At 70.4% G+C, this 23,340-nt stretch carries 23 protein-coding genes and 1 pseudogene; 10 read left to right on the top strand and 14 right to left on the bottom strand.

All coding sequences use genetic code 11. The features are described 5' to 3' along the window. Nucleotides 1-40: 40 nt before the first annotated feature. Nucleotides 41-169, top strand: coding sequence for a succinyl-diaminopimelate desuccinylase (locus AQJ27_RS60275; RefSeq protein WP_162489357.1), 129 nt, complete (start codon nucleotides 41-43; stop codon nucleotides 167-169). Here AQJ27_RS60275 and AQJ27_RS39120 read toward each other — a convergent pair. Further along, nucleotides 150-971 (bottom strand): alpha/beta fold hydrolase, encoded by an 822-nt coding sequence (locus AQJ27_RS39120; protein ID WP_067379819.1) that lies wholly within the window; start codon nucleotides 969-971, stop codon nucleotides 150-152. The two genes, AQJ27_RS60275 and AQJ27_RS39120, sit on opposite strands and share 20 nt — an antisense overlap. Nucleotides 972-1,063: 92 nt before the next feature. On the opposite strand from AQJ27_RS39120, the gene AQJ27_RS39115 reads away from it, so the two are divergent. Together AQJ27_RS39115 and AQJ27_RS39110 are read left to right on the top strand one after the other, a co-directional pair. Further along, a complete protein-coding gene (locus tag AQJ27_RS39115) occupies nucleotides 1,064-1,570 on the top strand; it encodes a MarR family winged helix-turn-helix transcriptional regulator (RefSeq protein WP_067379817.1) in 507 nt (168 codons plus the stop codon). A 155-nt stretch (nucleotides 1,571-1,725) separates the two neighbouring features. After that, nucleotides 1,726-2,514: a YlbL family protein gene (locus AQJ27_RS39110; protein ID WP_067379814.1), complete on the top strand. Its 789-nt coding sequence runs from the start codon at nucleotides 1,726-1,728 to the stop codon at nucleotides 2,512-2,514. Nucleotides 2,515-2,544: 30 nt separating this feature from the next. Here the strand turns inward: AQJ27_RS39110 and AQJ27_RS39105 are convergent, their stop codons facing one another. The 7 genes from AQJ27_RS39105 to AQJ27_RS39075 form a co-directional block, all read right to left on the bottom strand. Then, entirely contained in the window at nucleotides 2,545-2,733 is a 189-nt protein-coding gene (locus AQJ27_RS39105; protein ID WP_067379811.1) for a hypothetical protein, read from the bottom strand. After that, nucleotides 2,730-3,347: an ArsR/SmtB family transcription factor gene (locus AQJ27_RS39100; RefSeq protein ID WP_067379808.1), complete on the bottom strand. Its 618-nt coding sequence runs from the start codon at nucleotides 3,345-3,347 to the stop codon at nucleotides 2,730-2,732. Before AQJ27_RS39100 ends, AQJ27_RS39105 begins: the two co-directional genes overlap by 4 nt. Nucleotides 3,348-3,424: 77 nt before the next feature. Beyond that, nucleotides 3,425-4,441, bottom strand: a complete 1,017-nt coding sequence (locus AQJ27_RS39095) for a glycine betaine ABC transporter substrate-binding protein (protein ID WP_079065571.1) — start codon at nucleotides 4,439-4,441, stop codon at nucleotides 3,425-3,427. Further along, a complete protein-coding gene (locus AQJ27_RS39090) occupies nucleotides 4,438-5,316 on the bottom strand; it encodes an ABC transporter permease (RefSeq protein WP_067380040.1) in 879 nt (292 codons plus the stop codon). Before AQJ27_RS39090 ends, AQJ27_RS39095 begins: the two co-directional genes overlap by 4 nt. A gap of 101 nt (nucleotides 5,317-5,417) precedes the next feature. Next, complete coding sequence (locus AQJ27_RS39085) at nucleotides 5,418-6,695, bottom strand: betaine/proline/choline family ABC transporter ATP-binding protein (protein ID WP_067379802.1); 1,278 nt, start codon at nucleotides 6,693-6,695, stop codon at nucleotides 5,418-5,420. Further along, the gene (locus AQJ27_RS39080) at nucleotides 6,688-7,335 is read right to left on the bottom strand and encodes an ABC transporter permease (protein ID WP_067379800.1); all 648 of its coding nucleotides are present in this window, start codon (nucleotides 7,333-7,335) and stop codon (nucleotides 6,688-6,690) included. Before AQJ27_RS39080 ends, AQJ27_RS39085 begins: the two co-directional genes overlap by 8 nt. 20 nt (nucleotides 7,336-7,355) lie before the next feature. Beyond that, complete coding sequence (locus AQJ27_RS39075) at nucleotides 7,356-7,826, bottom strand: Lrp/AsnC family transcriptional regulator (protein WP_067379797.1); 471 nt, start codon at nucleotides 7,824-7,826, stop codon at nucleotides 7,356-7,358. A gap of 123 nt (nucleotides 7,827-7,949) precedes the next feature. On the opposite strand from AQJ27_RS39075, the gene hppD reads away from it, so the two are divergent. Next, on the top strand, nucleotides 7,950-9,095 hold the full coding sequence (hppD, locus tag AQJ27_RS39070) for a 4-hydroxyphenylpyruvate dioxygenase (protein ID WP_067379793.1): 1,146 nt from the start codon (nucleotides 7,950-7,952) through the stop codon (nucleotides 9,093-9,095). 188 nt (nucleotides 9,096-9,283) lie between these two features. Here hppD and AQJ27_RS39065 read toward each other — a convergent pair whose 3' ends face one another. After that, nucleotides 9,284-10,879 (bottom strand): tetratricopeptide repeat protein, encoded by a 1,596-nt coding sequence (locus AQJ27_RS39065; RefSeq protein WP_067379790.1) that lies wholly within the window; start codon nucleotides 10,877-10,879, stop codon nucleotides 9,284-9,286. Between the two features lie 92 nt (nucleotides 10,880-10,971). Here AQJ27_RS39065 and AQJ27_RS39060 point away from each other — a divergent pair, with 92 nt between their 5' ends. Next, entirely contained in the window at nucleotides 10,972-12,378 is a 1,407-nt protein-coding gene (locus tag AQJ27_RS39060) for an FAD-binding oxidoreductase (protein ID WP_067379782.1), read from the top strand. Here the strand turns inward: AQJ27_RS39060 and AQJ27_RS56715 are convergent. Next, entirely contained in the window at nucleotides 12,375-12,530 is a 156-nt protein-coding gene (locus AQJ27_RS56715) for a hypothetical protein (protein ID WP_159064506.1), read from the bottom strand. The genes AQJ27_RS39060 and AQJ27_RS56715 overlap by 4 nt on opposite strands. Nucleotides 12,531-12,791: 261 nt before the next feature. Here AQJ27_RS56715 and AQJ27_RS39055 point away from each other — a divergent pair. Beyond that, nucleotides 12,792-13,993, top strand: a pseudogene (locus AQJ27_RS39055) (RNA-guided endonuclease InsQ/TnpB family protein). A gap of 34 nt (nucleotides 13,994-14,027) precedes the next feature. Here AQJ27_RS39055 and AQJ27_RS39050 read toward each other — a convergent pair. Beyond that, complete coding sequence (locus tag AQJ27_RS39050) at nucleotides 14,028-14,501, bottom strand: SsgA family sporulation/cell division regulator (RefSeq protein ID WP_067379779.1); 474 nt, start codon at nucleotides 14,499-14,501, stop codon at nucleotides 14,028-14,030. Between the two features lie 255 nt (nucleotides 14,502-14,756). On the opposite strand from AQJ27_RS39050, the gene AQJ27_RS39045 reads away from it, so the two are divergent. Beyond that, a complete protein-coding gene (locus AQJ27_RS39045; protein WP_067379776.1) occupies nucleotides 14,757-16,373 on the top strand; it encodes an RDD family protein in 1,617 nt (538 codons plus the stop codon). A 120-nt stretch (nucleotides 16,374-16,493) separates the two neighbouring features. Next, nucleotides 16,494-17,171: an RDD family protein gene (locus tag AQJ27_RS39040; protein ID WP_067379774.1), complete on the top strand. Its 678-nt coding sequence runs from the start codon at nucleotides 16,494-16,496 to the stop codon at nucleotides 17,169-17,171. A gap of 63 nt (nucleotides 17,172-17,234) precedes the next feature. Here AQJ27_RS39040 and AQJ27_RS39035 read toward each other — a convergent pair whose 3' ends face one another. After that, nucleotides 17,235-17,573, bottom strand: a complete 339-nt coding sequence (locus AQJ27_RS39035; protein WP_067379772.1) for a hypothetical protein — start codon at nucleotides 17,571-17,573, stop codon at nucleotides 17,235-17,237. Between the two features lie 508 nt (nucleotides 17,574-18,081). On the opposite strand from AQJ27_RS39035, the gene AQJ27_RS39030 reads away from it, so the two are divergent. Together AQJ27_RS39030 and AQJ27_RS39025 are read left to right on the top strand one after the other, a co-directional pair. Further along, nucleotides 18,082-20,427, top strand: a complete 2,346-nt coding sequence (locus tag AQJ27_RS39030) for an immune inhibitor A domain-containing protein (RefSeq protein ID WP_067379770.1) — start codon at nucleotides 18,082-18,084, stop codon at nucleotides 20,425-20,427. 121 nt (nucleotides 20,428-20,548) lie between these two features. Further along, a complete protein-coding gene (locus AQJ27_RS39025; RefSeq protein WP_067379767.1) occupies nucleotides 20,549-20,890 on the top strand; it encodes a hypothetical protein in 342 nt (113 codons plus the stop codon). Nucleotides 20,891-21,057: 167 nt separating this feature from the next. Here AQJ27_RS39025 and AQJ27_RS39020 read toward each other — a convergent pair whose 3' ends face one another. Both AQJ27_RS39020 and AQJ27_RS39015 read right to left on the bottom strand, forming a co-directional pair. Further along, nucleotides 21,058-21,642 carry a nicotinamidase gene (locus AQJ27_RS39020; protein WP_067379765.1) on the bottom strand — a complete coding sequence of 195 codons (585 nt, stop codon included), beginning with the start codon at nucleotides 21,640-21,642 and terminating at the stop codon, nucleotides 21,058-21,060. A gap of 274 nt (nucleotides 21,643-21,916) precedes the next feature. Beyond that, nucleotides 21,917-23,245 (bottom strand): nicotinate phosphoribosyltransferase, encoded by a 1,329-nt coding sequence (locus AQJ27_RS39015; RefSeq protein ID WP_067379763.1) that lies wholly within the window; start codon nucleotides 23,243-23,245, stop codon nucleotides 21,917-21,919. Nucleotides 23,246-23,340 lie beyond the last annotated feature (95 nt).

Here is a 23,340-nt window from a genome sequence, read left to right as displayed (position 1 = left end):
ACCCCACGCTCCGTGGCGGCCCAGGGGTGTTGTCCAAGGCTTGCCGTTCAGCCCGGACCCGGACACCTGGGCCGCGTTCGCCGCCCTCGGCACGCCCGTCCTCGACTACGGCCCGGGCGATCCGGTCCTCGCCCGCACGCCCGGGTGGCTCAGGCGGGCAGGTCGCTGAGCCACTCCAGCAGGAACTTGGTGAAGACGCGGGGCTGTTCCATGTTGGCGTAGTGGGCGGTGCCCTCGACGGTGATGGTGCGGCCGTCGGCTACGGCGTCGACGAGGCGGTCGGCCATCGCGATCTGAGCGGCCGCGTCCAGGGCGCCGTTGATGGCCAGGACGGGCACCGTGATGCTCTTGGCGCGCGCCGGGATGTCGGTCACGGGGACGGACCGGTCGGGTTCGTCGGGCGTGTGCTTGGAAATGGTCCCCCGCGCCATTTCCCGTACCCGCCGTACGACTTCCGGGTCGACCTCGTCGAGTGTGCGATGCGGGCCGGCCACGACCGAGGCGAAGACGTCGACCCAGCCGTCGATGTCGCCGGCGGCCAGGGTGCCGCCCCAGCTCTTCTGGATGTCCAGGGTCCAGGCGTCGGTGTCCTCCGGGTCGGTGATCCCGGCGCCGCTGACGACGAGCGCGCGGACGAGGTCCGGGTGTTCCAGCGTGGTGTCGACCGCGGTGGCCCCGCCCATCGACATTCCGACGAGGACCACGGGGCCCGTGTCGAGGTGGCGCAGGAGAGCGGCGAGGTCGTCGGTGGGGCGGAAGGGTTTCGTCGCGTTGGCGGACCGGCCGTGACCGCGGGCGTCAGGCGCGATCACCCGGTGGCCGGCCGTGAGGAGCGGCACCAGGTCGTCCCACATGCGGTGGTCGGTGAAGCCGCCGTGCAGCAGGACCAGCGGGGGACCGGTGCCGACGTCGCGGTAGGCGAGCGGACCGTCGGCGGACTCGAACATGAACACCTGTGCGGCATCAGTCATGACAACTCCTGAGAGGCATCCGAGGCATCGGCTATGACAACTAAGGTGTCATGTTGGGGGCGACTTGGCAACCAAGGTGTCATCCTGTTCCCGTGACCCACACCAGCAAGCCCGACACCGGTGGCAAACCCGACGACTCCAAGCCGCTCCCGCCCGACGACCTCGCCCCCCGCCTCTACGAGGTGTTCGCCGTGCTGGGGCCCCTGTACCGGCGCGTGAGCCGCAAGGTGGAGCTGAACGAGCCGATCGAAGGCCTGTCCATCGGCGTGCGCGCAGTCCTCGATCTCCTGCGCGCACAGGGGCCCCTGACGGTTCCCCAGATGGGGCGCGCGCAGGCGCTCAGCCGTCAGTTCGTGCAGCGGATGGTCAACGAGGCGGCGGCCCACGGCCTGGTCGAGGCCGTCGCCAACCCCGCGCACCAGCGGTCCTCGCTGATCCGGCTGACCGACGACGGTCGTACGGCCATCGACGCGGTGATCACCCGCGAGAGCGCACTGCTGAAGCGGGTGGGCGGCGACCTCACCGACGCGGACGTGGAGAGGTGCGTACGGGTGCTGACGCGCATGCTGGAGGTCTTCGAGGACGTGGACGTCAACTGACGGCAGAGCCCTTCGTCCTTCAGGGCGGTCATCTGCCGGTGCCGCGCACCCCGGGCACCGGGACCGAGCCGCTGCCGGAGGCGCTGCGCCGCTTCACCACCGCCCGGCGGGACCTGTACGGAGGCCGCGCCGAGCGGTGACGTTAGATTGATCCTGTGCTCTCTCGCCTCACACGCCTCCAGGCCATCACCGTCTGCGCCGTTCCCGTCGTGGCCCTGCTCGCCACGGCGGCGTTCGCGCCGCTGCCGTTCTCCGTGGCGCAGCCCGGGATGACGGCGAACGTCCTGGGCGAGAATAAGGGCGATCCCGTGATCACGATCAGCGGAGCGCCCACCCGCACGACGAGCGGGCAGCTGCGGATGACGACGATCGAGGCGACCGGGCCGGACGCGAGCGTCAGCCTGGGTGACGTGATCGACGGCTGGTTCCGTACGGACCGGGCCGTGATGCCGCGCGACTCGGTCTACCCGAGCGGGAACTCCGTCAAGGAGATCGAGCAGCACAACGCCGACCAGATGAAGCAGTCCCAGGACACGGCCACGAAAGCGGCCCTGTCCTATCTGCACGAGAAGAACGACGTGAAGGTCACGCTCAAGCTGGCCGACGTCGGCGGGCCCAGCGCCGGACTGCTCTTCACGCTCGGGATCATCGACAAGCTGGACGGTGACGGCAGCGGCGGCGACCTCACGGGCGGTCGCAACGTCGCGGGTACGGGGACGATCGACGCCGACGGCAAGGTCGGCGCGGTCGGCGGGGTCGCCCTGAAGACGCAGGCCGCCCGGCGCGACGGCGCGACGGTCTTCCTGGTCCCGAAGGCGGAGTGCTCGGACGCCAAGTCGGAACTGCCCAAGGGGCTGCGACTGGTTCCGGTGACCACGCTCAAGGGCGCGGTCGACGCGCTGGTGTCCCTGGAGAAGGGGAAGGGCTCGGTCCCCAGCTGTTAGTCGTCCCCAGCTGTTGGCCGGCGGGCCGCGTCAGTGCGCGACGGCGACGCGGGGTGCGGCGGCGAGGCGCAGGCCGACCTCCACGAGGGTCCAGCCGAGGCGCGTACGCAGTTCGCCGGGGCGCCGGGCGGAGGCGGCCAGGCGGTGGGCCTCGGCCTGGGCCCGGAGCTCGGCGGCGCGGGTGTGGTGCAGGGCGAGGTGGGTTTCGGCGTGCGTCATGGCTGCGTCTCCGTTCGGTCCTGCGCGACGGGGAAGGCGTGGGTGTGGATGCGGACCTGCTCCGCGTCGGGGTCGTCCTCGGCGTGGGCGAGGGGCCGGTAGCTTTCGAGCAGGTCGTGCATCTTCTCGATGAGTTCACGGGACTGCGCGGCCGTCAGCCGTAGGGTCCAGTTGCTCATGTCGCTGGCCCGGTACCAGTCCTCGGACCAGTCGGCGCGCGTACCCAGCCAGGTGGACAGCTCACGCGTGTGCGTGGTCGCGACCTCGTGCAGATACGTGTCGGCCGCTCCGCGCACCGCCGGGTCGCCGTCCTTGAGCAGGTTCGCGTTGAAGATCACGCCCTGGTCGACGGCCTGCCACCAGCGCTCACGGCCCTTGCCCCGCTCGGGTGCGTCCTCGACGAAGCCGTGCGTGGCCAGCTGCCGCAGGTGGTAGCTGGTCGCCCCGCTGGACTCGCCCAGCCGCTCGGCGAGCATCGACGCGGTGGCGGGCCCCCGCTGCCGCAGCGCGTACAGCAACTGCATGCGCAGGGGGTGGGCGATGCCGCGCAGTGTGCGGGCGTCGAGGGTGCGGACCTGTCGTTCCTCGGGCAGTGGTTCCGTGGGCTCTTCCATGCATCCAAAGGTAGTGTTGCAAAGAAGTGGTTGCAAGGGTTTCTTTGCAACCACTTCTTTGGAAGTCGTCGCCCCGCTCACCCTCCCTTGACGAACCCCTCCTGCTTCATCCAGTCCAGCGCCACCTGATGCGGATCCTGCCCGTCGACGTCCACCTTGGAGTTCAGGGTCTGGGCCATGTCGTTGTCGAGTTTCTTGGTGATCGGGTCCAGGACCTGGGCGATCGCCGGGTACTTCTTCAGGGCCTTGGAGTTGATCACGGGCGCCGCGTTGTAGTTGGGGAAGAACTTCTTGTCGTCCTCCATCACCGCCAGGTTCATCGACTTGATGCGCCCGTCGGTGGTGAACACCTCCCCGTACGTGCAACTCCCCTTCGCCACCTGGGTGTAGATGATCCCGGTGTCCATCTGTGTGATGTTCTTCGCGGGCAGACTCATCCCGTACGCCTTCTCCATGCCCGGCAGCCCGTCGGCCCGGTTGGCGAACTCGCTCTCCACGCACAGCGTGACCGCGCCCGGGTTCGACTTGGACAGCGCGGCCACGTCGGAGAGCGTCTTGGTGCCGTACTTCTTGAAGTTGGCCTGGTTCATGGCGAGCGCGTACGTGTTGTTGAGCGCGGACGGCGGCAGCCAGGTCAGCCCGTTCTTCAGGTCGGCGTCGTGCACCGCCTGCCACTGCTGCCGCGGGTCGGGGATGGGCCTGCTGTTGCCGAGGTACGTGATCCAGGCGGTGCCCGTGTACTCGTACATCCCGTCCGCGTCCCCGCTCTTGACGGCCTCCCGCGCGCCGATCGAACCCTGGATGCCCGTCCGGTCGAGGACGTCCGCGCCGGCCGCCTGGAAGGCGATGCCCATGATCGCGCCGAGGATCAGCTGCTCGGTGAACTCCTTCGACGTCACCGTCAGATGGGCGCCCTTGAGCGGCTGCCCCTGCCCGATCGAGCCGGGCGCGACGTTGTCGACCATGGGGGAGCCGCTGGTGAGCCCGCAGCCGGCGGCCAGGACCAGCGCCCCGGCCAGCACAGGACCCGTACGTCTCGCGGCGGGTGCGGGGCCCGTACGTCTCGCGGCGGGCGCGGAACCCGTACGTCTCATGAGCCCGCCTCCAGTCCGCGCGGCCTGAGCAGCAGTTCGACCAGGGAGGCGAGCCAGTCCACGAGCAGGGCCAGTGAGACCGTGAGGACCGAGCCGAGGACCAGGACGGGCATGCGCTGGGTGGTGATGCCGGTGGTGATCAGGACGCCGAGGCCGCCACCCCCGCCGAAGGTGGCGAGGGTCGCCGTGCCCACGTTCAGGACCAGGGCCGTCCGTACGCCCGCGAGGATCAGCGGCACGGCCAGCGGGAGTTCGATGCGGGTCAGCACCCCCAGGGGGGACATCCCGATGCCGCGGGCCGCCTCCAGCAGGGTCGGGTCGTTGGCCTTCAGGCCCGCGATCGTGTTGGAGAGGACCGGCAGGATGGCGTAGACGGTGATGCCGATCAGGGCCGCCCGCTGGCCGGTGCCCAGCCAGATGACCAGCAGGGCCAGCAGGCCGATCGCGGGCGTGGCCTGCCCCATGTTGGCGAGTGTCATCGCGACCGGGGTCGCCTTCCGGAACGCCGCCCGGGTGAGCAGGATGCCCAGGGGGATCGCGATGATCAGCACGAAGAAGGTGGAGATCGCGGTCAGCCGGATCTGCTGCCACAGGGCCTTCGACACCTGGCCGTTCGACAGCGCGTTCTCGGAGATCGGGTCCAGCCGGGCCTGCTGGAACCAGAGCCAGGTGGCCAGCAGCACGGCCGCGAGGACCAGGGGCAGGAAGGTCAGCTTCTGCCAGGTGATCCGGCGCTTGAGGACGACCTTCGGAGGTGGGGCCTCCCCCTCGACTCCGCCTTCACCGTCCCCGGGAAGGCCTTCGGGAAGGTCCTCGGGGAAGTCCCCGGAGTCCGGGGAGAACGCGCCGTCGTCCCGGAACGCGAGCCCCTTCACCTCGTGCTCGCCCTCGGGCCGCTCCTTGCGCTGTTCCTTGCGCTGTCCCTTGGGCCGCTCCTTGCGCCGCTCCTTGGGCCGTTCCTCGGGTGGGGGAGTGCTCACGCCTTCGCCTCCCCGCCGCCCACACCCTCCTGCTCGAAGTGGGTCTGCTGGGCGCGCGCCTCCTCCAGCTCGTGCTGGTGCTCCATCGCCTCCAGCCGGTCCGCCTCCAGCAGCTCGTGCACGGAGTTCATCAGCGTCTCCATGTCGACGACACCGGTGAACTCGCCGCGCCGCCCGGTGACCGCGACCCGGCCCGTGTTGTCGATGAGCACCGCCTCCAGCGCGTCCCGCAGCGTGGCGTCCCGGGTCACCGTGTCGTGCACCAGCGTGCCCGCCCGCGCCAGCGAACCCCTGGCCCGCATCAGGTCACCGCGCCGCAGCCACTTGTAGGGGCGGCCCCGCCGGTCGAGCAGCAGGATCTCGTTCGTGCCGCTGCTTCTGAGCTTGTTGAAGATCTCCTGGAGCGGGTCGTCCACGGTGACCGTCGGCCAGTCGGTGATCTCCACATCCCGTACCCGGGTGAGGTTGAGCCGCTTCAGCGCCGCGCCCGCGCCCACGAACCCCGACACGAAGTCGTCGGCCGGGTTGGTGAGGATCGCCTCCGGGGTGTCGAACTGCGCGATGTGCGAGTGCTCGCGCAGCACCGCGATCCGGTCACCGAGCTTGATCGCCTCGTCGAAGTCGTGGGTGACGAAGACGATCGTCTTGTGCAGCTCGCGCTGGAGCCGGATCAGCTCGTCCTGGAGGTGGTCGCGGGTGATCGGGTCCACGGCGCCGAAGGGCTCGTCCATCAGCAGCACGGGCGGGTCGGCCGCGAGCGCCCGGGCCACGCCCACACGCTGCTGCTGGCCGCCGGAGAGCTGGCGCGGATAACGTCCCTGGAACTCGGCCGGGTCGAGACCGACCAGGTCCAGCATCTCCTCGACGCGCGCCCTGATCCGCGACTTCGACCAGCCGACCATCTTCGGTACGAGGGCGATGTTCTGGGCGACCGTCATGTGCGGGAAGAGCCCGGACGCCTGGATGGCGTAGCCGATCTTGCGGCGCAGCTTCACCGGGTCCATGTCGGTGACGTCCTCGGCGTTGATGCGGATGCGGCCGCTGGTCGGTTCGATCAGCCGGTTGATCATCTTGAGCGTGGTGGACTTGCCGCATCCCGACGGGCCCACGAAGACGACCAGCTCGCCCGCCTTGATCTCCATGTTGACGCTGTCCACGGCGGGTTCCCGGCTGCTGGGGTAGCGCTTGGTGAGGTTCTCCAGCTCGATGGTGGCGCCGGTCGTGGAGGTGCGCGCGCCCTCCGGTGGCCCCGCGGCCTCGGTCGTCTCAGGCACGGATCCCCCTCGGAATGGTCAGCCGGCCGATGAGGACGTAGGCGGCGTCGAACAGCAACGCGAGGATGATGATCCCGATCGTGCCCGCGAGTACCTGGTTGAGCGCGTTCCTGCTGCCCAGGGACGCGAGGCCGCGGAAGATCTCGTTGCCGAGGCCGGGGCCGGAGGCGTACGCCGCGATCGCCGCGATGCCCATCAGCATCTGCGTGGAGACCCGGATGCCGGTGAGGATCGGCGGCCAGGCAAGCGGCAACTCGACCTTCAGCAGCCGGGCCGGACCGGACATGCCGATGCCCTTCGCCGCGTCCACCAGCGCGGGGTCGACCCCGCGCAGGCCGACGATCGCGTTGCGCACGATCGGCAGCAGCCCGTACAGCGTCAGCGCGATCACCGTGGGTGGCACGCCCAGGCCCACGATCGGGATCAGCAGACCGATCATGGCGAGCGACGGGATGGTCAGGATGGTGGACGTGGTGGTTGTGGCGACGCCGCCCGCCCAGCCGCTGTGATAGGTGACGACGCCGATCACCACACCGATGAGCGTCGCGACGACCATGCACTGGAAGACCACGCTGGCGTGCTGGTACGTGTCCGTGAGCAGCTGCTGATGGCGGCTGCTCAGGTACTGCCAGAAGTTCACGCCACCTCCCCGGTCGTCGGTCAGTGCTCGCTCGCCGCCTGCTCCACCAGCGGGATGATCCGCAACGGAACGGGGTTCTCCATGACGATCGCCGTGGAGGCCCGGACGATGCCATCAAAACCGACGACCCGGTCGATCACACGTTGGAGATCGGCGTTCGAGCGGGCCACCAGGCGGCACAGCATGTCGCCGCCGCCGGTGGTCGTGTGCAGCTCCAGCACTTCGGGGACGGTCGTCAAGTGCGCCCGTACGTCGGGGCCTTGTCCCTGCCGGATCTGCAGCGTCGCGAAGGCCGTGACGGGGTAGCCGAGCGCGGCCGGATCCACCTGCGGACCGAATCCCCGGATGACTCCATTCGATTGAAGGCGGTCGAGCCGGGCCTGCACGGTGCCGCGCGCGACCCCGAGCCGCCGGGACATCTCCAGCACGCCGATGCGGGGCTCCTCGGCCAGCAGCACGATGAGCCGGCCGTCCAGGTGATCGATCGCCATGCCGTCCTCCTGGGATGGTCATCATGTACAGAACGCCCGCTCACATGGACGTTTTGCTGAGCACATTGTCCAGCTCTCCCGCAAACTATTGCGCACCTTGTGGAACGGAGAGAGTCTGCGGCCATGACGCAGACCACACACCTCACTCCCGACACCGCCCGGCAGGCAGACCCCTTCCCGGTCAAGGGAATGGACGCGGTCGTCTTCGCCGTCGGCAACGCCAAGCAGGCCGCGCACTACTACTCCACGGCCTTCGGCATGCGGCTGGTCGCCTACTCCGGACCGGAGAACGGCAGCCGCGAGACGGCGTCGTACGTCCTCGAGAACGGCTCGGCACGCTTCGTCCTCACCTCCGTCATCAAGCCCACCACCACCTGGGGCCACTTCCTGGCCGAGCACGTGGCCGCGCACGGCGACGGGGTCGTCGACCTCGCCATCGAGGTCCCGGACGCGCGCGCCGCGTTCGAGTACGCCGTCGAACACGGCGCCCGCCCGCTCGCCGAGCCCTACGAGCTCAAGGACGAGCACGGCACGGTCGTCCTCGCCGCGATCGCCACGTACGGCGAGACCCGGCACACGCTCGTCGAACGCACCGGCTACGACGGCCCGTACCTCCCCGGATTCACCGCCGCCGCCCCGATCGTCGAACCCCCCGCCCACCGCACCTTCCAGGCCATCGACCACTGCGTCGGCAACGTCGAACTCGGCCGCATGAACGAATGGGTCGGCTTCTACAACAAGGTCATGGGCTTCACGAACATGAAGGAGTTCGTGGGCGACGACATCGCGACCGAGTACAGCGCGCTGATGTCGAAGGTCGTCGCCGACGGCACGCTCAAGGTCAAGTTCCCGATCAACGAGCCCGCCATCGCCAAGAAGAAGTCCCAGATCGACGAGTACCTGGAGTTCTACGGCGGCGCGGGCGTCCAGCACATCGCGCTGAACACCAACGACATCGTGCAGACCGTACGCACCATGCGCGCGGCCGGGGTCCAGTTCCTGGACACGCCCGACTCGTACTACGACACCCTGGGCGAGTGGGTCGGCGACACCCGGGTCCCCGTCGACACCCTGCGCGAGCTCAAGATCCTCGCCGACCGCGACGAGGACGGCTATCTGCTCCAGATCTTCACCAAGCCGGTCCAGGACCGGCCGACCGTCTTCTTCGAGATCATCGAGCGGCACGGCTCGATGGGCTTCGGCAAGGGCAACTTCAAGGCTCTCTTCGAGGCGATCGAGCGGGAACAGGAGAAGCGCGGCAACCTGTAGGGATCATCTGCGGAAATCTGAAATCTGTCATCTGTCATCTGTCATCTGTCATCTGTCATCTGTCAGCCGTCAGCCGTCAGCCGTCAGCCGTCAGCCGTCAGCCGTCAGCCGTCAGCCCTCAGCCCTCAGACCTCAGCTGTCATCCGTCAACCGATGTCTGCCAGCGGCCATCTGCCAGCGGTCATCTGTCAGCGTGACGCCGTGCGCCGCGGCGCCGGTGCCGGCACCGGCGCCGATGCCCGTGGCCTGGGTCGACGGGGCGCCCGCGGGGCCGCCGGGTTCGCCGGATTCACGGCGGTGCCCGGCGGCCCCGCCGCGCCCCCCGGTTCCGCCGGGGTCTCTTCCTTCGGCTCGGGCGGCGGCTCCGCGGGCGGCTCGCCGAGGGCGGCCAGGTCGTGCCGGGCCTGGGGGGCGAGGACGGGGGAGAAGTACGGGTTGATCTGGAGGGACTCCGCGAGGTGGCGGCGCGCAGGCGCGAGCAGGCCCAGCTCGCGTTCGATCTGCCCCCGGTGGTAGACGTACAGCGCGCTGCGGATGCCGCCGCCCTTCGTCTTGTCCGTCGCCTTCGCAGCGAACTTGAGCGCCTCCTCGTCCTCCTCGGCCCGGTGCAGCGCCCACCCCAGCGCGTCCGCGACGCCGACCCCGGGCTGGCGCGCCCACTCCTCGCGCAGTCGGCGCACCGCGTCCTCCGGATCGCCGTGGTCCGCCTCGAACAGCCCGAGGACCAGTGCGTCGTCGACACCGGCCGCGGCGTCGGTGCGCACCCGCTCCTGCAGCAGGGCGTACTGCGTCTGTGCCGCGTCGCGCACCCCCAGCGTCTCGTACAGCTCGCCCAGCTCCAGCGCGTACCGCGGATCCGGTTCCTGGGCGAGCGCCGCCTGGTACGCACGCAGCGCCTCCGCGCCGCGCCCGAGCGCCGCCAGCGCACGCCCCTGTCCGGCGAGCGCGCCGTGCTGGTCGGGGTCGACGCTCAGCGCGGCCTCGTAGTAGCGCAGCGACTCCTCGCGGTCCCCGCGCTCCCAGGCGAGCCGGCCCGTTTGCGCCAGCAAGGTCGCCCGCTCGGCCGGAGCGGTGGCGCCCGCCGCCGCGTCCGCGAGGGAGGCCACCGCGTCCTCGCGCCAGCCGCGGTCCCAGTACACCTGGGCGGCCTCGGCCAGCACCGGCGGCCCGTGGTGCAGCCCCTGGAGTTTCTCCAGCGCGCTGCGGCTCGCCTTGTAGTCACCGAGGCCGCTGCAGGAGTCGATCAGCAGCGGATACGCCGTCCACCGCTTCGGGGCCAGCTTCAGGGCCTCCTCGGCCCACTTCCGCCCGGTCCGGAAGTCGTTGCGGGCGTTGGCGAGCGCGGCCAGCCCCTCCAGGGCCGTCAGATTCCCCTTCGGTTTCGTCTCCAGTGACGTGCGCAGCGCCTGCTCGGCCTTGGGGAAGTACGAGGGCGTGGCCGTCCGCCGCCCCTGCTCCACGTACGCCGCGCCGAGCACCGCCCACAACCGCTCGTCGCGCGGATGGGCACGCAGATGGGCCTCGTGGTCGCCGATGAGCGCCACCAGATCGGGCAGCGCGGCGGGCACCCCGGCCCCCACCGCCGTCGCCGCCCGCGCCGCCGGACCCGGCGACGGCGGCGCCGCGTTCCGCCGCTGCGAGGGCAGCAGCACCAGCACCCCGCCGAGGACGACAGACCCCGCGACCAGGCCGATCAGCACGTGCTTGGCGACGGAGGGACGCCGCCCGGAGGGCCCCTGGGGCGTGAGCCCCGTGAGCACCGGCTGTCGCTCTTCGATCTCCATGCCGCTCACTGTGCGTCAATACGAAGACCACACCCCGGCACGCCAAGCCCCGCGCGGATGGGGTTCACACCGATGGCCCCGAGTGCGACGCTGTGATCATGAGCCGTATCGAAGCCCCGCGCGACGAAGTCACCGGCAACCTCGTGGACCGCCTGCTGAGCGGCCTGCCGGCCGAGGCCGTCCTGATCGACCCGGACATCACGGCCTCGTACGCGAACGACATGGCGAGCTTCTGCGAGGCGGGTACCCCCGCCGTCGTCGTCCTGCCCCGTACCGTCGAACAGGTCCAGCACGTCATGCGGATCGCGACCGAGCTGCGTGTCCCGGTCGTCCCGCAGGGCGCCCGCACCGGTCTGTCCGGCGCCGCCAACGCCTCCGACGGCTGCATCGTGCTGTCGCTGGTGAAGATGGACCGCATCCTGGAGATCAACCCGGTCGACCGGATCGCCGTCGTGGAACCCGGCGTCATCAACGCCACCCTCTCCCGCGCCGTGAACGAACACGGTCTGTGCTACCCGCCGGACCCCTCCAGCTGGGAGATGTGCACGATCGGCGGGAACATCGGCACGGCCTCCGGCGGCCTGTGCTGTGTGAAGTACGGGGTGACGGCCGAGTACGTCCTCGGCCTCGACGTGGTGCTGGCCGACGGACGGCTCATGTCCACCGGCCGCCGTACGGCGAAGGGGGTCGCCGGGTACGACCTCACCCGCCTGTTCGTCGGATCCGAGGGCTCGCTCGGCATCGTCGTACGGGCGATCCTGGCGCTCAAGCCGCAGCCGCCCCAGCAGTTGGTGCTGGCGGCGGAGTTCGGATCGGCGCGGGCCGCCTGCGACGCCGTGGTCCGGATCATGGAGGGCGGACACGTCCCCTCCCTCCTCGAACTCATGGACCGTACGACGGTCAAAGCCGTCAACGACCTGGCCCACATGGGCCTCCCGGAGACCACCGAGGCGCTCCTGCTCGCCGCCTTCGACACCCACGACCCGGCCGCCGACCTGGCCGCGGTCGGCGCCCTGTGCGAGGCCGCGGGCGCGACGCAGGTGGTCCCCGCGGAGGACGCGGCGGAATCCGAACTGCTCCTCCAGGCGCGGCGGTTGTCGCTCACCGCGCTCGAAGCGGTCAAGGGCACCACGATGATCGACGACGTGTGCGTGCCGCGCTCCCGGCTCGGCGACATGCTCGAAGGCATCGAGCGCGTCGCCGAGAAGTACTCCCTGACCATCGGTGTCTGCGCGCACGCGGGCGACGGCAACACCCACCCCACCGTCTGCTTCGACGCCGACGATCCCGACGAGTCGCGGCGCGCCCGCGAGTCCTTCGACGAGATCATGGCCCTCGGTCTGGAACTCGGCGGCACCATCACCGGCGAACACGGCGTCGGAGTCCTGAAGAAGGAGTGGCTGGCCCGCGAGCTCGGACCGGTGGGCGTGGAGATGCAGCGCGGCATCAAGGCCGCCTTCGACCCCCTGGGCATCCTGAACCCGGGCAAGGTGCTCTAGCTGTTCGCCGAGGGGCACTCGGCCAGGCACGCCTGCCAGCCCTGGTGGAGGAGGGAGTGCAAGACGGCCAGCTCGTCCTCGGCAAGGTGCAGTGCGTCGGCGGCCAGGTGATCCGGGTCGCCGGTCCTAGGGCCCGCGGCTGCAGCGTCCACGCCAGTCGGATCTGCACCGCCCTCGCGCTGTCGGGGTGCGCGACTGCCAGGACTTCGGCAGGGTCGGGTGCCGTATCCGGGGCCCCGGGGCGGAGCGCCGGTACGTTCCGCCGGCGGAGCCGAGCATTAGCGAACGCGTGTGCCTTTGTTCGCTGGTTGGGGTGGTTGCGACGGAAGGGGGGTGCGGGTGTGCGGGTGTCGTACGTATGGTCGTTTGGCTGGAGTCGGGTGATATCAGGGCGGGGTGGGGGTTACGCCGTGGTGGCGGTGAAGGAGGCCGACGGGGTCGGGCATGCCCGGTACACCTACCGGCTGCGGGTGTCGTCCACGGCCCGCGCGGAGTTGCTGGCGGAGTGGGACCGGTGCCGGTGGGTCTGGAACGAGTGCGTGGCCCGCTCCAAGAAGGCCCACGCCGACGGGGAGAAGTGCGGCCCCGCCCGGCTGGACAGGATGCTGACCCAGGCCCGCGCGGTGACGCCGTGGCTGGCCCAGGGTTCCTCGGTGCCGCAGCAGCAGCTCATCCGGGACTTCGGCACATCCCGCGCGAAAGCCCTGAAGGACACCAGGCAGCGGCTGCCGATGCACCGTCGGACCGGCATGCCCAAGCGCAAGAAGAAACGCCAGGCGCTGCCCACGCTGAACTACACCCGGCGTGGCTTCCGGCTGAAGGACGGGCGCCTGCACCTGGCGGGCGGGATCGTCCTGACCGTGGTGTGGTCCCGTGAACTGCCCGCCGAGCCCTCCTCGGTGTGTGTGTGTACCAGGACAGCGTCGGGCACTGGTACGCCTCGTTCGTCGTCCCCGTCCAGACCGAGCCGTTGCTGCAGACCGGTCGGGTGATCGGGATCGACTGGGGAGTGAAGGAGACGGCGACCACCACCAGCGCCGCCCACGACCTGCCGCACGTCGAGCACGGCCGGAAGGCACAGGCCAAGCTGACCCGGTACGACCGCATGATGGCCCGCCGCAAACCTGAGAAGGGACATGCCGCCTCCAGGGGCTACCGCGAGGCGAAGAAGCGGCGGGCGAAGACTTACCAGAAGATCGCCCGGCAGCGGCAGGACACAGGCCGCAAGTGGGCGAAGAAGGTCGTGCGTGACCACGACGCGATCGCGGTGGAGGACTTCCGCCCGAAGTTCCTGGCCAGGACCACCATGGCCCGCAAGGCGGCGGATGCCGCGATCGGCGCCACCAAGAAGGCTCTGGTCGAGATGGGCCACAAGCACGGGCGGGATGTCCGCCTGGTGCATCCCGCACACACCACCATGGACTGCGGATCGTGCGGAGCGAGAACCAAGCACGCACTGCCGCTGTCGCAACGCACCTACACCTGCACCACATGCAAAGCGGTGTCTCCCAGGGACAAGAACTCCGCGCGTGTGATGCTCGTCCGGGCTGGTCTGGCCCCGGCTGGTGTCGAGGGCGTAAGACCTCCTGGAGCGCCGCTCCAGGAGGCGGCCTGAGCCAGGAATCCCCTCACTTCAGGGAGGGGAGCAGTCAATCGCCGTCCTTCGACTCGTCCGACGGCCACGGGTCGCGCAGCCACAGGTCGTCGGCCGGGGTCGGGGCCAGCAACTCGGCGAGGCCCTCGTCGATGCCGAGCTGCTCGGCCTCGAAGCCCGGCGGGACCGCCCGCAGGGTGCGCTCCAGCCAGACGGACACCTGCGCGGTGGGCGCCTCGAGGAGGGCGTCCCCGTCCGGGGAGCTGAGCGCCATCAGGACGACGCTGCGGCCCGCGACCTTCGTCGGCCACACCCGTACGTCGCCGTGCCCGCACGGCCTGAACACCCCCTCGACGAGCAGTTCACGGGCGAAGGTCCAGCCGACGGGATGGTCGGAGCCGATGTGGAAGGTGATGTGGACGGCGTACGGGTCGTCGGAGCGGTAGGTGAGCCGGGCCGGTACGGCGATGCTGCGTTCGGGCGACAGGACGAGGTTGAGCTCCAGTTCGCGTTCCACCACGGTGTGCATGTCGATGCGCTTCCTTTCGGGTACGGGGCCCTTGGGGCAGGCCCGTACGAGTGGAGAGCGCGATCACGCGGAACCATTACGCGGGTTCGAAGAAGTTTTTTGGCGGGCGTTCCGAGGCCGTGTTCCGGGCGGCGACCGCTTGTGGCGGAACCTTGCCCGAAAGAGGTGGGTACGGCGGGAGCGCCGCTGACAGGCGCGCCCGTCTGATAGATGTGGAGCCCCCAAAAACCCCCGAGCAGATACGGGACGACGGACATGAGCGCCCCAACCCCGGCCCCCGGTGACGACCGGCCCCGTGAAGGGTATTACCCGGACCCCTCCATTCCTGGATATGTCCGGTACTGGAACGGTGCCTCCTGGGTACCGGGTACGAGCCGTCCCGCGCCCTCCGACGGCGTACCGCTCACGCCGCCGTCCGGTACCCGGCCGACGGCCTCCGTTCCCGCGCCCGCTCCGGCCCCCGCCGAGGAGACCGGCCCGCACTTCTTCGACGAGGACCCGCGACCCGCCGCCGAGCCGCGCCGGGTGAGCCCGGCCGAGGCACAGCACGGCAACAGGCCCGAGCCCGCGGCCGCGTGGGGCGCCGACCGCTCCCAGCAGTCCGGATTCGGCGGCGAGCAGGACCGCCGGGTGTCCTGGGGCGCGCCTGCGACGGCCGACCCGCGGCTGGCGCGCGCGGCCGAACCGGGTGACGCCGTCGTCCAGCCGGACGGTGAGTCGGCCCGCGCCGACGGCACGGCGACGATCCCGCCCGCGGACCAGGGCGGCGCCGCGCAACCTCCCGCGTCCGGCGGCACCGTGGTGTTCCGTCGCCCGACGGGACCGGCGCGGGCCACCGGCGCCGAGGGCGCGTCCGCGGCCCCGGCGAGCGGCGCGCAGTTCGCCGGCACCGGTCACCCCGACGGCGCCGCGGAACCCGCCCCGTCCGAGGGCACCATGATCTTCCGCCCGTCCGCCCCGCGCACGGGTCCGCAGCGCGGGGCGCAGGCCGGGGGCACGGCTCCGGCCACCGGCGCACCGGGGGCGGACACGCCCGCGGCGGGCGGCCCGGCCGGGGCCGGGGGAGGCTTCGGCGCCGGGCAGGCCGCCCAGGCCGCGGCGGAGGCGGCGGAGGCGGCGGCCCAGTCCGCCGCCGCACCCTCCATGCCCTCCACGCCCTCCACGCCCTCCACCCCGTCCACGCCCTCCACCCCGTCCACTCCCTCCGTGCCCCAGCAGTCCACCGGCCCCGCCGCCACGCCCCTCACCAGTGGCCCCGGTGGGGGACAGCCGTCCTGGGCCCAGCAGGTGCACCGGCTCGCGGGTGACCCGGGCGCCGACGGGCAGCCCGTCGTGCCGTGGAAGCCGCCGGTGGACGACGTGTTCCAGGCCGCCGCCCGCAGACAGTCCGAGGCGCGCCCGGCGAGCCTCGGCAGGCGGCTGCTGGCCCGGATCGTGGACACCGCGGTTCTGGCGACCGTCACCGCCGTGGCCGCCGTACCGCTGGGCACCAAGGCGATCGACCACATCAACGAGAAGGTCGACGCGGCCAAGCGGTCCGGCCAGACCGTCACGGTGTGGCTGCTCGACGGCACGACCACGGGCTACCTCGGGATCGTCCTGGCCGTCCTGCTCCTCTTCGGCGTCCTCTACGACGCGCTGCCCACCGCCAAGTGGGGCCGCACCCTCGGCAAGAAGGTGTGCGGCATCGAGGTCCGGGACATCGAGGGCCACGGACCCCCGTCCTTCGGACGGGCCCTGCGCCGCTGGCTCGTGTACGCGGTCCCCGGCGTCCTCGTCATCGGTGTCGTCGGCGTCCTGTGGTGCCTGTTCGACAGGCCCTGGCGCCAGTGCTGGCACGACAAGGCGGCCCACACCTTCGTGGCCGCGTAGCCGCCCGTACGCCGTCGTGGTGGCCCGGCTCCCGCGCGGCGGCGCGGTCGCCGGGAGCCCGGTCCCCCGGACGGCCGCTCGCCGGATGCGCGGGGGCGGGGTTCGGGGTCGACTCGGGCCATGAGCAGCGAGCCGCCGCCCCCGGGTTCGGGTCAGCCACCGGACGAGGATCCGTTCAAGAAGCAGCCCCCGCCCGCCGAGGGCGGCGGCTCCCCCTACGACGGCCCTTCGCCGCCCACACCGCCCCAGGGCTCCCCGTACGACTCCCCGTACGGCGACCAGCCGCCCCCGCACGGCGGCGGCGACCCGTACGGCCCCGGCGGCCCCTACGGCGGCGACCCGCTGGCCGGCATGCCCCCGCTCGCCGACAGCGGCAAACGCACGGTGGCGAGGCTCATCGACATGATCCTCGTGGGCCTCGTGGTGTGGCTGCTGACCTTGGCGTTCGGGGTCGAGGAGTACACACTGAACGCGGACAAGATGGAGTACAGCAGGGGTTTCGGGCAGGCTCTGATCGCCGCGGTGCTCTACACCGGCTACGACACCATCATGATCAGCCGGTCGGGGCAGACCCTCGGCAAGAAGCTGTTCAAGCTGAGGGTGGCCAACCTCGACAACGGCTCCACGCCCTCCGTGCAGACCACGCTGGTCCGCTCGTTGGTGCTGTGGATCCCGTTCGCGTTCTGCTGCGCGTGCATCTGGACCGCGATCGCGGGCGGTTGGAGCTACTTCGACAAGCCCTACAAGCAGGGCCTGCACGACAAGGCGGCCAAGACGGTGGTGGTCAGCACGGGCTGACACACGCGATCAGCCGCACTCCACGAGGAGACGGCTGATCGGGAGAGCGGCGGGTTCGTGGAATCACGGGCCCGCCGGTTCGTGTACGGCGGAGACCGACGCCGACGACACGGACGACATGGACGACACGGACGCGGCGACGGACGCGGTCTCGCGCTGTGCGGGCACCCGCTCCTGAACGGGGGCCGGTGCGGGAGCCGGTACGGCGGCCACGGAGCCGGAGCGCACGCGCTTGGGCAGCGGAACCGTTACGGCGACGAGCAGTCCGAGAGCGAGTGCCGAGAGGGTGATCACCGCGATCCCCAGGCCCGAACTCGTCTGAGACAGCAGCAGCATGGCGAGGGTGGAGAAGATCACGGTGCAGGAACCGTAGGCGAGCTGTGCGGCGGTCGGACGAGGCATGGCGATTCCTCGGGGTGGGGGTACTCCCCCCGTGCCTCTCGCGATGGGGGAGGATGCGGACAACAACGGGACCGGACGGCGACCGGGACGATCGACAACGGGAGTGGGGCCGCCGGTCAGGGTGGGGCTGCGAATCGTGGGACGACAACGGTGTCGACTTGTCAATCCGTTGACATTCCAACGTTCCGCCAATCGACTCTATTCGCCTGCATGCCCGAGTGGAACGTCCGGTAAGCGTGACCTTACCCACGGTGCCGGAGCACAGGGGGCGCACGGAGTCATCGCGTCCACCAAGTGGACGGACGGACGCGCCCGTTGGCGGAGCTGATCACGGTTCGGATACCGAACTACCTCTCCGCATAGTGCAGTTGCCAGGTGCAAGTCAAGATCTGTCTTTTCTTTGGTAACTCCGGTCAAATGTCGTCACTTGACACGCGTATACGCGCGCGGACCTCCATCACCCCGGGATCCCCCCATCCGCGCGAACGGACGCAGGGGAGGACTTCAAGTGACCAGCAGACCATGGACGTTCAGAGCGGCCGCGGTGGGTGTCGCCCTCGCGGCGGCAACCGCCACGTTCTCGACGTTCGCCGTTGCGCAGGCAGATGATGCCGCATCGGCGGCGGCCTCGGCGAGCGCGAACCGCCACGAGCCCCAGCCGGCCGGCAACGAGGCCGAACACGACCTCGACGGCCCGCTCAGCAAGACCCAGGAAGCACAGCGCGAAGAGGCCCTGAACCAGGTCATATCCGGGGACGCGAAGGTCCAGGACCGGAACGGTTCGCAGGTCGTCAAGCTCAAGGGCAAGAACAAGTACGTCGAGCTCGGCCGCGAGAAGACCGACAAGATCTTCACGATCCTGGTCGAGTTCGGCGACCAGGTCGACAGCCGCTACGGCGGCACCGTGGGCCCGCTGCACAACCAGATAGCCGCGCCCGACCGCACCCAGGACAACAGCACGGCCTGGCAGGCGGACTACAACCAGGCGCACTTCCAGGACCTCTACTTCGGCACCGGCAAGAACACCGAGTCGCTGAAGAAGTACTACGAGAAGCAGTCCTCGGGCCGCTACTCGGTCGACGGCGAGGTCACCGACTGGGTCAAGGTCCCCTACAACGAGGCCCGTTACGGTTCCAACAAGGCGTCCACCGGCGCCTGGTACGCGGTCCAGGACGGTGTCACCGCCTGGGTCGCCGACCAGAAGGCGGCCGGCAGGTCCGACGCGGACATCAAGGCGGACCTGGCCAAGTACGACCAGTGGGACCGCTACGACTACGACGGCGACGGCAACTTCAACGAGCCCGACGGCTACATCGACCACTTCCAGATCGTGCACGCCGGTGAGGACGAGTCCGCGGGCGGCGGCGCGCAGGGCGAGGACGCGATCTGGGCGCACCGCTGGTACGCGTTCGGCACCGACGCGGGCGCCACGGGTCCGGCCGGCAACAAGCTGGGCGGCGCCGCGATCGGCGACACCGGCATCTGGGTCGGCGACTACACCATCCAGCCGGAGAACGGCGGCCTCGGCGTCTACGCGCACGAGTACGGCCACGACCTCGGTCTGCCGGACGAGTACGACACCACCAACTCGGCCGAGAACTCCACGGGTTTCTGGACCCTGATGTCCTCCGGTTCCTGGCTCGGCACCGGCAAGAACGCCATCGGCGACCTGCCCGGTGACATGAACTCCTGGGACAAGCTGCAGCTCGGCTGGCTGAACTACGACACGGCCAAGGCCGCGACGAAGTCGAAGCACAAGCTGGGTGTCGCCGAGTACAACACCAAGAACAAGCAGGCCCTCGTGGTCTCGCTGCCGGACAAGGCGGTCACCACCGAGATCGTCGCCCCGGCGCAGGGCTCGACCCAGTGGTGGAGCGGCAGCGGCAACGACCTCAAGAACACGCTGACGCGTTCCGTCGACCTCACCGGCAAGTCGTCGGCCGCCCTCACGCTCGACGGCTGGTACGACATCGAGGCCGACTACGACTACCTGTACACCGAGGTCTCCACCGACGGCGGCGCCAACTGGACCGCGATCGACGGCACGGTGGACGGGCAGCCGATCCCGCGCGACGGCAGTGGCAAGCCCGCGCTGACCGGCACGGTGGACGCGTACAAGAAGCTGTCGTTCCCGCTCGACGCCTACGCGGGCCAGAAGATCGACCTGCGTTTCCGCTACCAGAGCGACGGTGGCGTGGCGCTGAAGGGCTTCACGGCCGACGAGATCGCCGTGACCGCGGACGGTTCGGCGCTCTTCTCGGACAACGCCGAGACCGCGGACGCCGCGTGGACCGCCGCCGGCTTCTCCCGCGTCGGCGCGTCCTTCACCGACGACTACCCGCAGTACTACATCGCGGAGAACCGTCAGTACGTCTCGTACGACAAGACCCTCAAGACCGGTCCGTACAACTTCGGCTTCTCGAAGACGCGTCCGTCCTGGGTGGAGCACTACCCGTACCAGAACGGCCTGTTGATCTGGAAGTGGGACACCTCGCAGAAGGACAACAACGTCAGCGCGCACGCGGGCTCCGGGCTGATCCTGCCGGTCGACTCGCACTCCACCGCGCTGAAGTGGTCCGACGGAACGCTGATGCGCAGCCGGATCCAGTCGTACGACTCGCCGTTCAGCCTGTACCGCACGGACGGTCTGACGCTGCACAACGCGGACGTGGCGACGAAGATCCCGTCGAAGCCGGGGGTGCCGGTCTTCAACGACCACACCAGCACCTACTACGACACGACGGCCCCGACCGCGGGTGTCAACATCACTGACACCAACACCAAGATCAAGATCGTCAAGGAGGCCCGTGACGGGTCGACGATCTCGCTCGAAGTGGGCCCCGCGGTGAAGTAACCGGTATTTCCGCAGGTCAGAAGCGTATCGGCGGCGACCCCCTGGCGGGTTGCCGCCGATCGTGTTTAGGTGCGTCCTGTGGATTTCTTATTGACACCGGTGCGCACGGGGGTGTGACTGCATGGCCGCAGGAGGTTTTTGCAAGCTGCCGAACGGCAGCGTGGTAGTGGCGCTGAACCTGCCCAGCCCGGCGGGTCCGGGCCCCGGCTGCGTGCGCTTCCTGGTCCTGGCTCCGAACCGGGCCCGCGCCCTGACGCGCCTGCGCAACCTCGGCCTGCGCGCGGTCTACCTCCGCGGGAACGCGGCCCCGCCCACCCCCGACGAGATCACCGCCGTCCTGCACCACCCCGACGGCCTCATATGGCGCACCACACCGGACAGCGGCGTCCAGGGCCCCGACCTGACCCAGGAACTGTGGCGCCCGTTCAAATCCCTCCTGAGACGCCCGGCACCCCAGGCGTGACCGGCGACGGCCCGGCGGCACGGACGTAGGCACCCGGCGGTCCCTCGGCCGCGCGGGGGCCGGGAGCACCGCTGCGGGGCGCCCCCGGCGCCCGCGCCGGGGCTGTCCACAGCGGTCCACCACGCCGACGGGCGGGCCGACCGGTTTCGGCGTTTCGGCCAGGAAGGCTAGACGACCGGCTTTCCGGTCAGGTCCACGCCTGCTTCCCGGAGTTCTTCGAGGGCGCGGTCCGTTGTTTCCTCGGAGACTCCGGCCGTGAGGTCCAGGAGGACCTGGGTGCGGAAGCCGTTGCGGACGGAGTCCAGGGCGGTGGCGCGGACGCAGTGGTCGGTGGCGATGCCGACCACGTCCACCTCGTCGATCTCGCGGGCGCGCAGCCAGTCACCCAGCGCGACCCCGTTCTCGTCGGCGCCCTCGAAACCGCTGTACGCCGCCGCGTACGCGCCCTTGTCGAAGACGGCGTCGACCGCGCCGGAGGCGACCGCCGGAGCGAAGTTCGGGTGGAACCCGACCCCCTCCGTGCCGGCCACGCAGTGCGCGGGCCAGGAGTGGACGAAGTCGGGGTTGTCGGCGAAGTGGCCACCGGGAGCGATGTGGAGGTCACGCGTGGCGACGACATGCCGGTAGCCGGCGGGCGCCTGCCCGATCAGCTCCGTGATGGCGGCGGCCACATCGGCGCCTCCGGACACCGCGAGGCTGCCCCCCTCGCAGAAGTCGTTCTGCACGTCTACGACGATCAAGGCGCGGCGCATGGTCGGTGTCCTTCGACTGTGTCGACTATGGGGTCGGTGAATGTGACAGGGGGTGTGCGGGACCGGCCTGTGGAGCCGAGCCTAGAGACTTCACGTGCGGCGCGGGAGGGGGCATTCGGTTACGGCCTGTCGCGGCGGCCGGTGCGATGTGCGTGTTGCCGTTGCATTCCCGCTGACCGCCCGTTCATTCGTGTTTGCCCAAGGGTGGCCGGAGCCGGCCGGAGCGCCGCCCGCGCGCGCTCCGGCGCACCCCGCGCACACCGCGGGGGCCGAATCAGATGTACTCCGTCGGAATGACCGGTTCCCCGCGCGAGAGCTGTGTCGCCGACAACGGCAGGTTGGCGCGGGAGGCCGCGTGCCGGTCGCGTACGACGTCGAGGGGCTCGCGGGTGAGGACCTGCCCGCCCTTGACGAGCTCCACCAGCAGTTGTCGGTCGGCGAGCGCCACGGGGACCGCCCCGGTGCCGATCACCTCGGCCTCGGCGACCCCCCGCTCGTCGAGCCGGCGCGCGGCCCACTTGCGCCCGCCGATCGAGGTCTTGCCGCCGGTGGACCTCTTGGCCACGGGTTCCAGCGGAGCCTTCGGGTCCGCCGACTCGGCGCGGGCGACCAGCTTGTAGACCATCGAGCAGGTGGGATGGCCGGAACCCGTCACCAACTGCGTACCGACGCCGTACGCGTCGACGGGCGCCGCCGCCAGCGAGGCGATCGCGTACTCGTCCAGGTCCGAGGTCACGATGATGCGCGTGTCCCTCGCGCCCAGCTCGTCCAACTGCTGCCGCACCCGGTACGCGACCAGCAGCAGGTCCCCGGAGTCGATCCGTACGGCCCCGAGCTCCGGTCCGGCGACCTCGACCGCCATCCGTACCGCCTCCGCGACGTCGTACGTGTCCACGAGCAGCGTCGTCCCCCGGCCCAGCGAGTTCACCTGGGCCTGGAAGGCGTCCCGCTCCCGGTCGTGCAGGAGGGTGAAGGCGTGTGCGGAGGTGCCGACGGTCGGGATGCCGTAGCGGAAGCCCGCCGCCAGGTCGGAGGTGGTCGTGAAGCCCCCGACGTACGCGGCCCGCGCCGCCGCCACCGCGGCCAGCTCGTGCGTCCGCCGGGCGCCCATCTCCATCAGCGGCCGGCCCCCGGCGGCCGAGGCCATCCGGGAGGCGGCGGCCGCGATGGCCGAGTCGTGGTTGAGGATGGAGAGGATCACCGTCTCCAGGAGCACGCACTCCGCGAAGGACCCCTCGACCCGCAGGATCGGTGAGCCCGGGAAGTACACCTCGCCCTCGGGATAGCCCCAGATGTCCCCGCCGAAGCGGTACGAGGCGAGCCACTCCAGGGTCGGCTCGTCCACGATGGCGTGCTCGCGCAGGAAGCCGAGGACGTCGGCGTCGAAGCGGAAGTTCTCGACGGCGTCGAGAACCCGCCCGGTGCCCGCGACGACGCCGTAGCGCCGCCCCTCCGGCAGCCGCCGCGTGAAGACCTCGAAGACCGAGCGGCGCTCGGCGGTCCCCGCGGCCAGTGCGGCCTGCAGCATCGTCAGCTCGTACTGGTCCGTGAAGAGCGCCGTCGAGGGAACGTCCACCGGCAGCCCAAGGTCCGCTGTGTTCATAAGCCTGGATGGTACCCCCATTTCGTCACTCTGACGATTTAGGGCGGCCGGTGTATTCCGGTGGTCTCCCGTTGTATTCCGGGGGTCCATTTGTG

This window comes from Streptomyces olivochromogenes (assembly GCF_001514115.1).
GTDB classification, from domain to species: domain Bacteria; phylum Actinomycetota; class Actinomycetes; order Streptomycetales; family Streptomycetaceae; genus Streptomyces; species Streptomyces olivochromogenes.
The sequence above is the reverse complement of the archived record's forward strand: the minus strand, read 5'-3'. Positions and strand labels throughout refer to the sequence as shown.

Coding starts and splice junctions, on each gene's coding strand:
- AQJ27_RS39120 (WP_067379819.1), bottom strand. CDS start 971: ATGACTGATGCCGCACAGGTGTTCATGTTCGAGTCCGCCGACGGTCCG.
- AQJ27_RS39105 (WP_067379811.1), bottom strand. CDS start 2,733: ATGACGCACGCCGAAACCCACCTCGCCCTGCACCACACCCGCGCCGCC.
- AQJ27_RS39100 (WP_067379808.1), bottom strand. CDS start 3,347: ATGGAAGAGCCCACGGAACCACTGCCCGAGGAACGACAGGTCCGCACC.
- AQJ27_RS39095 (WP_079065571.1), bottom strand. CDS start 4,441: ATGAGACGTACGGGTTCCGCGCCCGCCGCGAGACGTACGGGCCCCGCA.
- AQJ27_RS39075 (WP_067379797.1), bottom strand. CDS start 7,826: ATGGCGATCGATCACCTGGACGGCCGGCTCATCGTGCTGCTGGCCGAG.
- hppD (WP_067379793.1), top strand. CDS start 7,950: ATGACGCAGACCACACACCTCACTCCCGACACCGCCCGGCAGGCAGAC.
- AQJ27_RS39065 (WP_067379790.1), bottom strand. CDS start 10,879: ATGGAGATCGAAGAGCGACAGCCGGTGCTCACGGGGCTCACGCCCCAG.
- AQJ27_RS39050 (WP_067379779.1), bottom strand. CDS start 14,501: ATGCACACCGTGGTGGAACGCGAACTGGAGCTCAACCTCGTCCTGTCG.
- AQJ27_RS39045 (WP_067379776.1), top strand. CDS start 14,757: ATGAGCGCCCCAACCCCGGCCCCCGGTGACGACCGGCCCCGTGAAGGG.
- AQJ27_RS39040 (WP_067379774.1), top strand. CDS start 16,494: ATGAGCAGCGAGCCGCCGCCCCCGGGTTCGGGTCAGCCACCGGACGAG.
- AQJ27_RS39035 (WP_067379772.1), bottom strand. CDS start 17,573: ATGCCTCGTCCGACCGCCGCACAGCTCGCCTACGGTTCCTGCACCGTG.
- AQJ27_RS39025 (WP_067379767.1), top strand. CDS start 20,549: ATGGCCGCAGGAGGTTTTTGCAAGCTGCCGAACGGCAGCGTGGTAGTG.
- AQJ27_RS39020 (WP_067379765.1), bottom strand. CDS start 21,642: ATGCGCCGCGCCTTGATCGTCGTAGACGTGCAGAACGACTTCTGCGAG.
- AQJ27_RS39015 (WP_067379763.1), bottom strand. CDS start 23,245: ATGAACACAGCGGACCTTGGGCTGCCGGTGGACGTTCCCTCGACGGCG.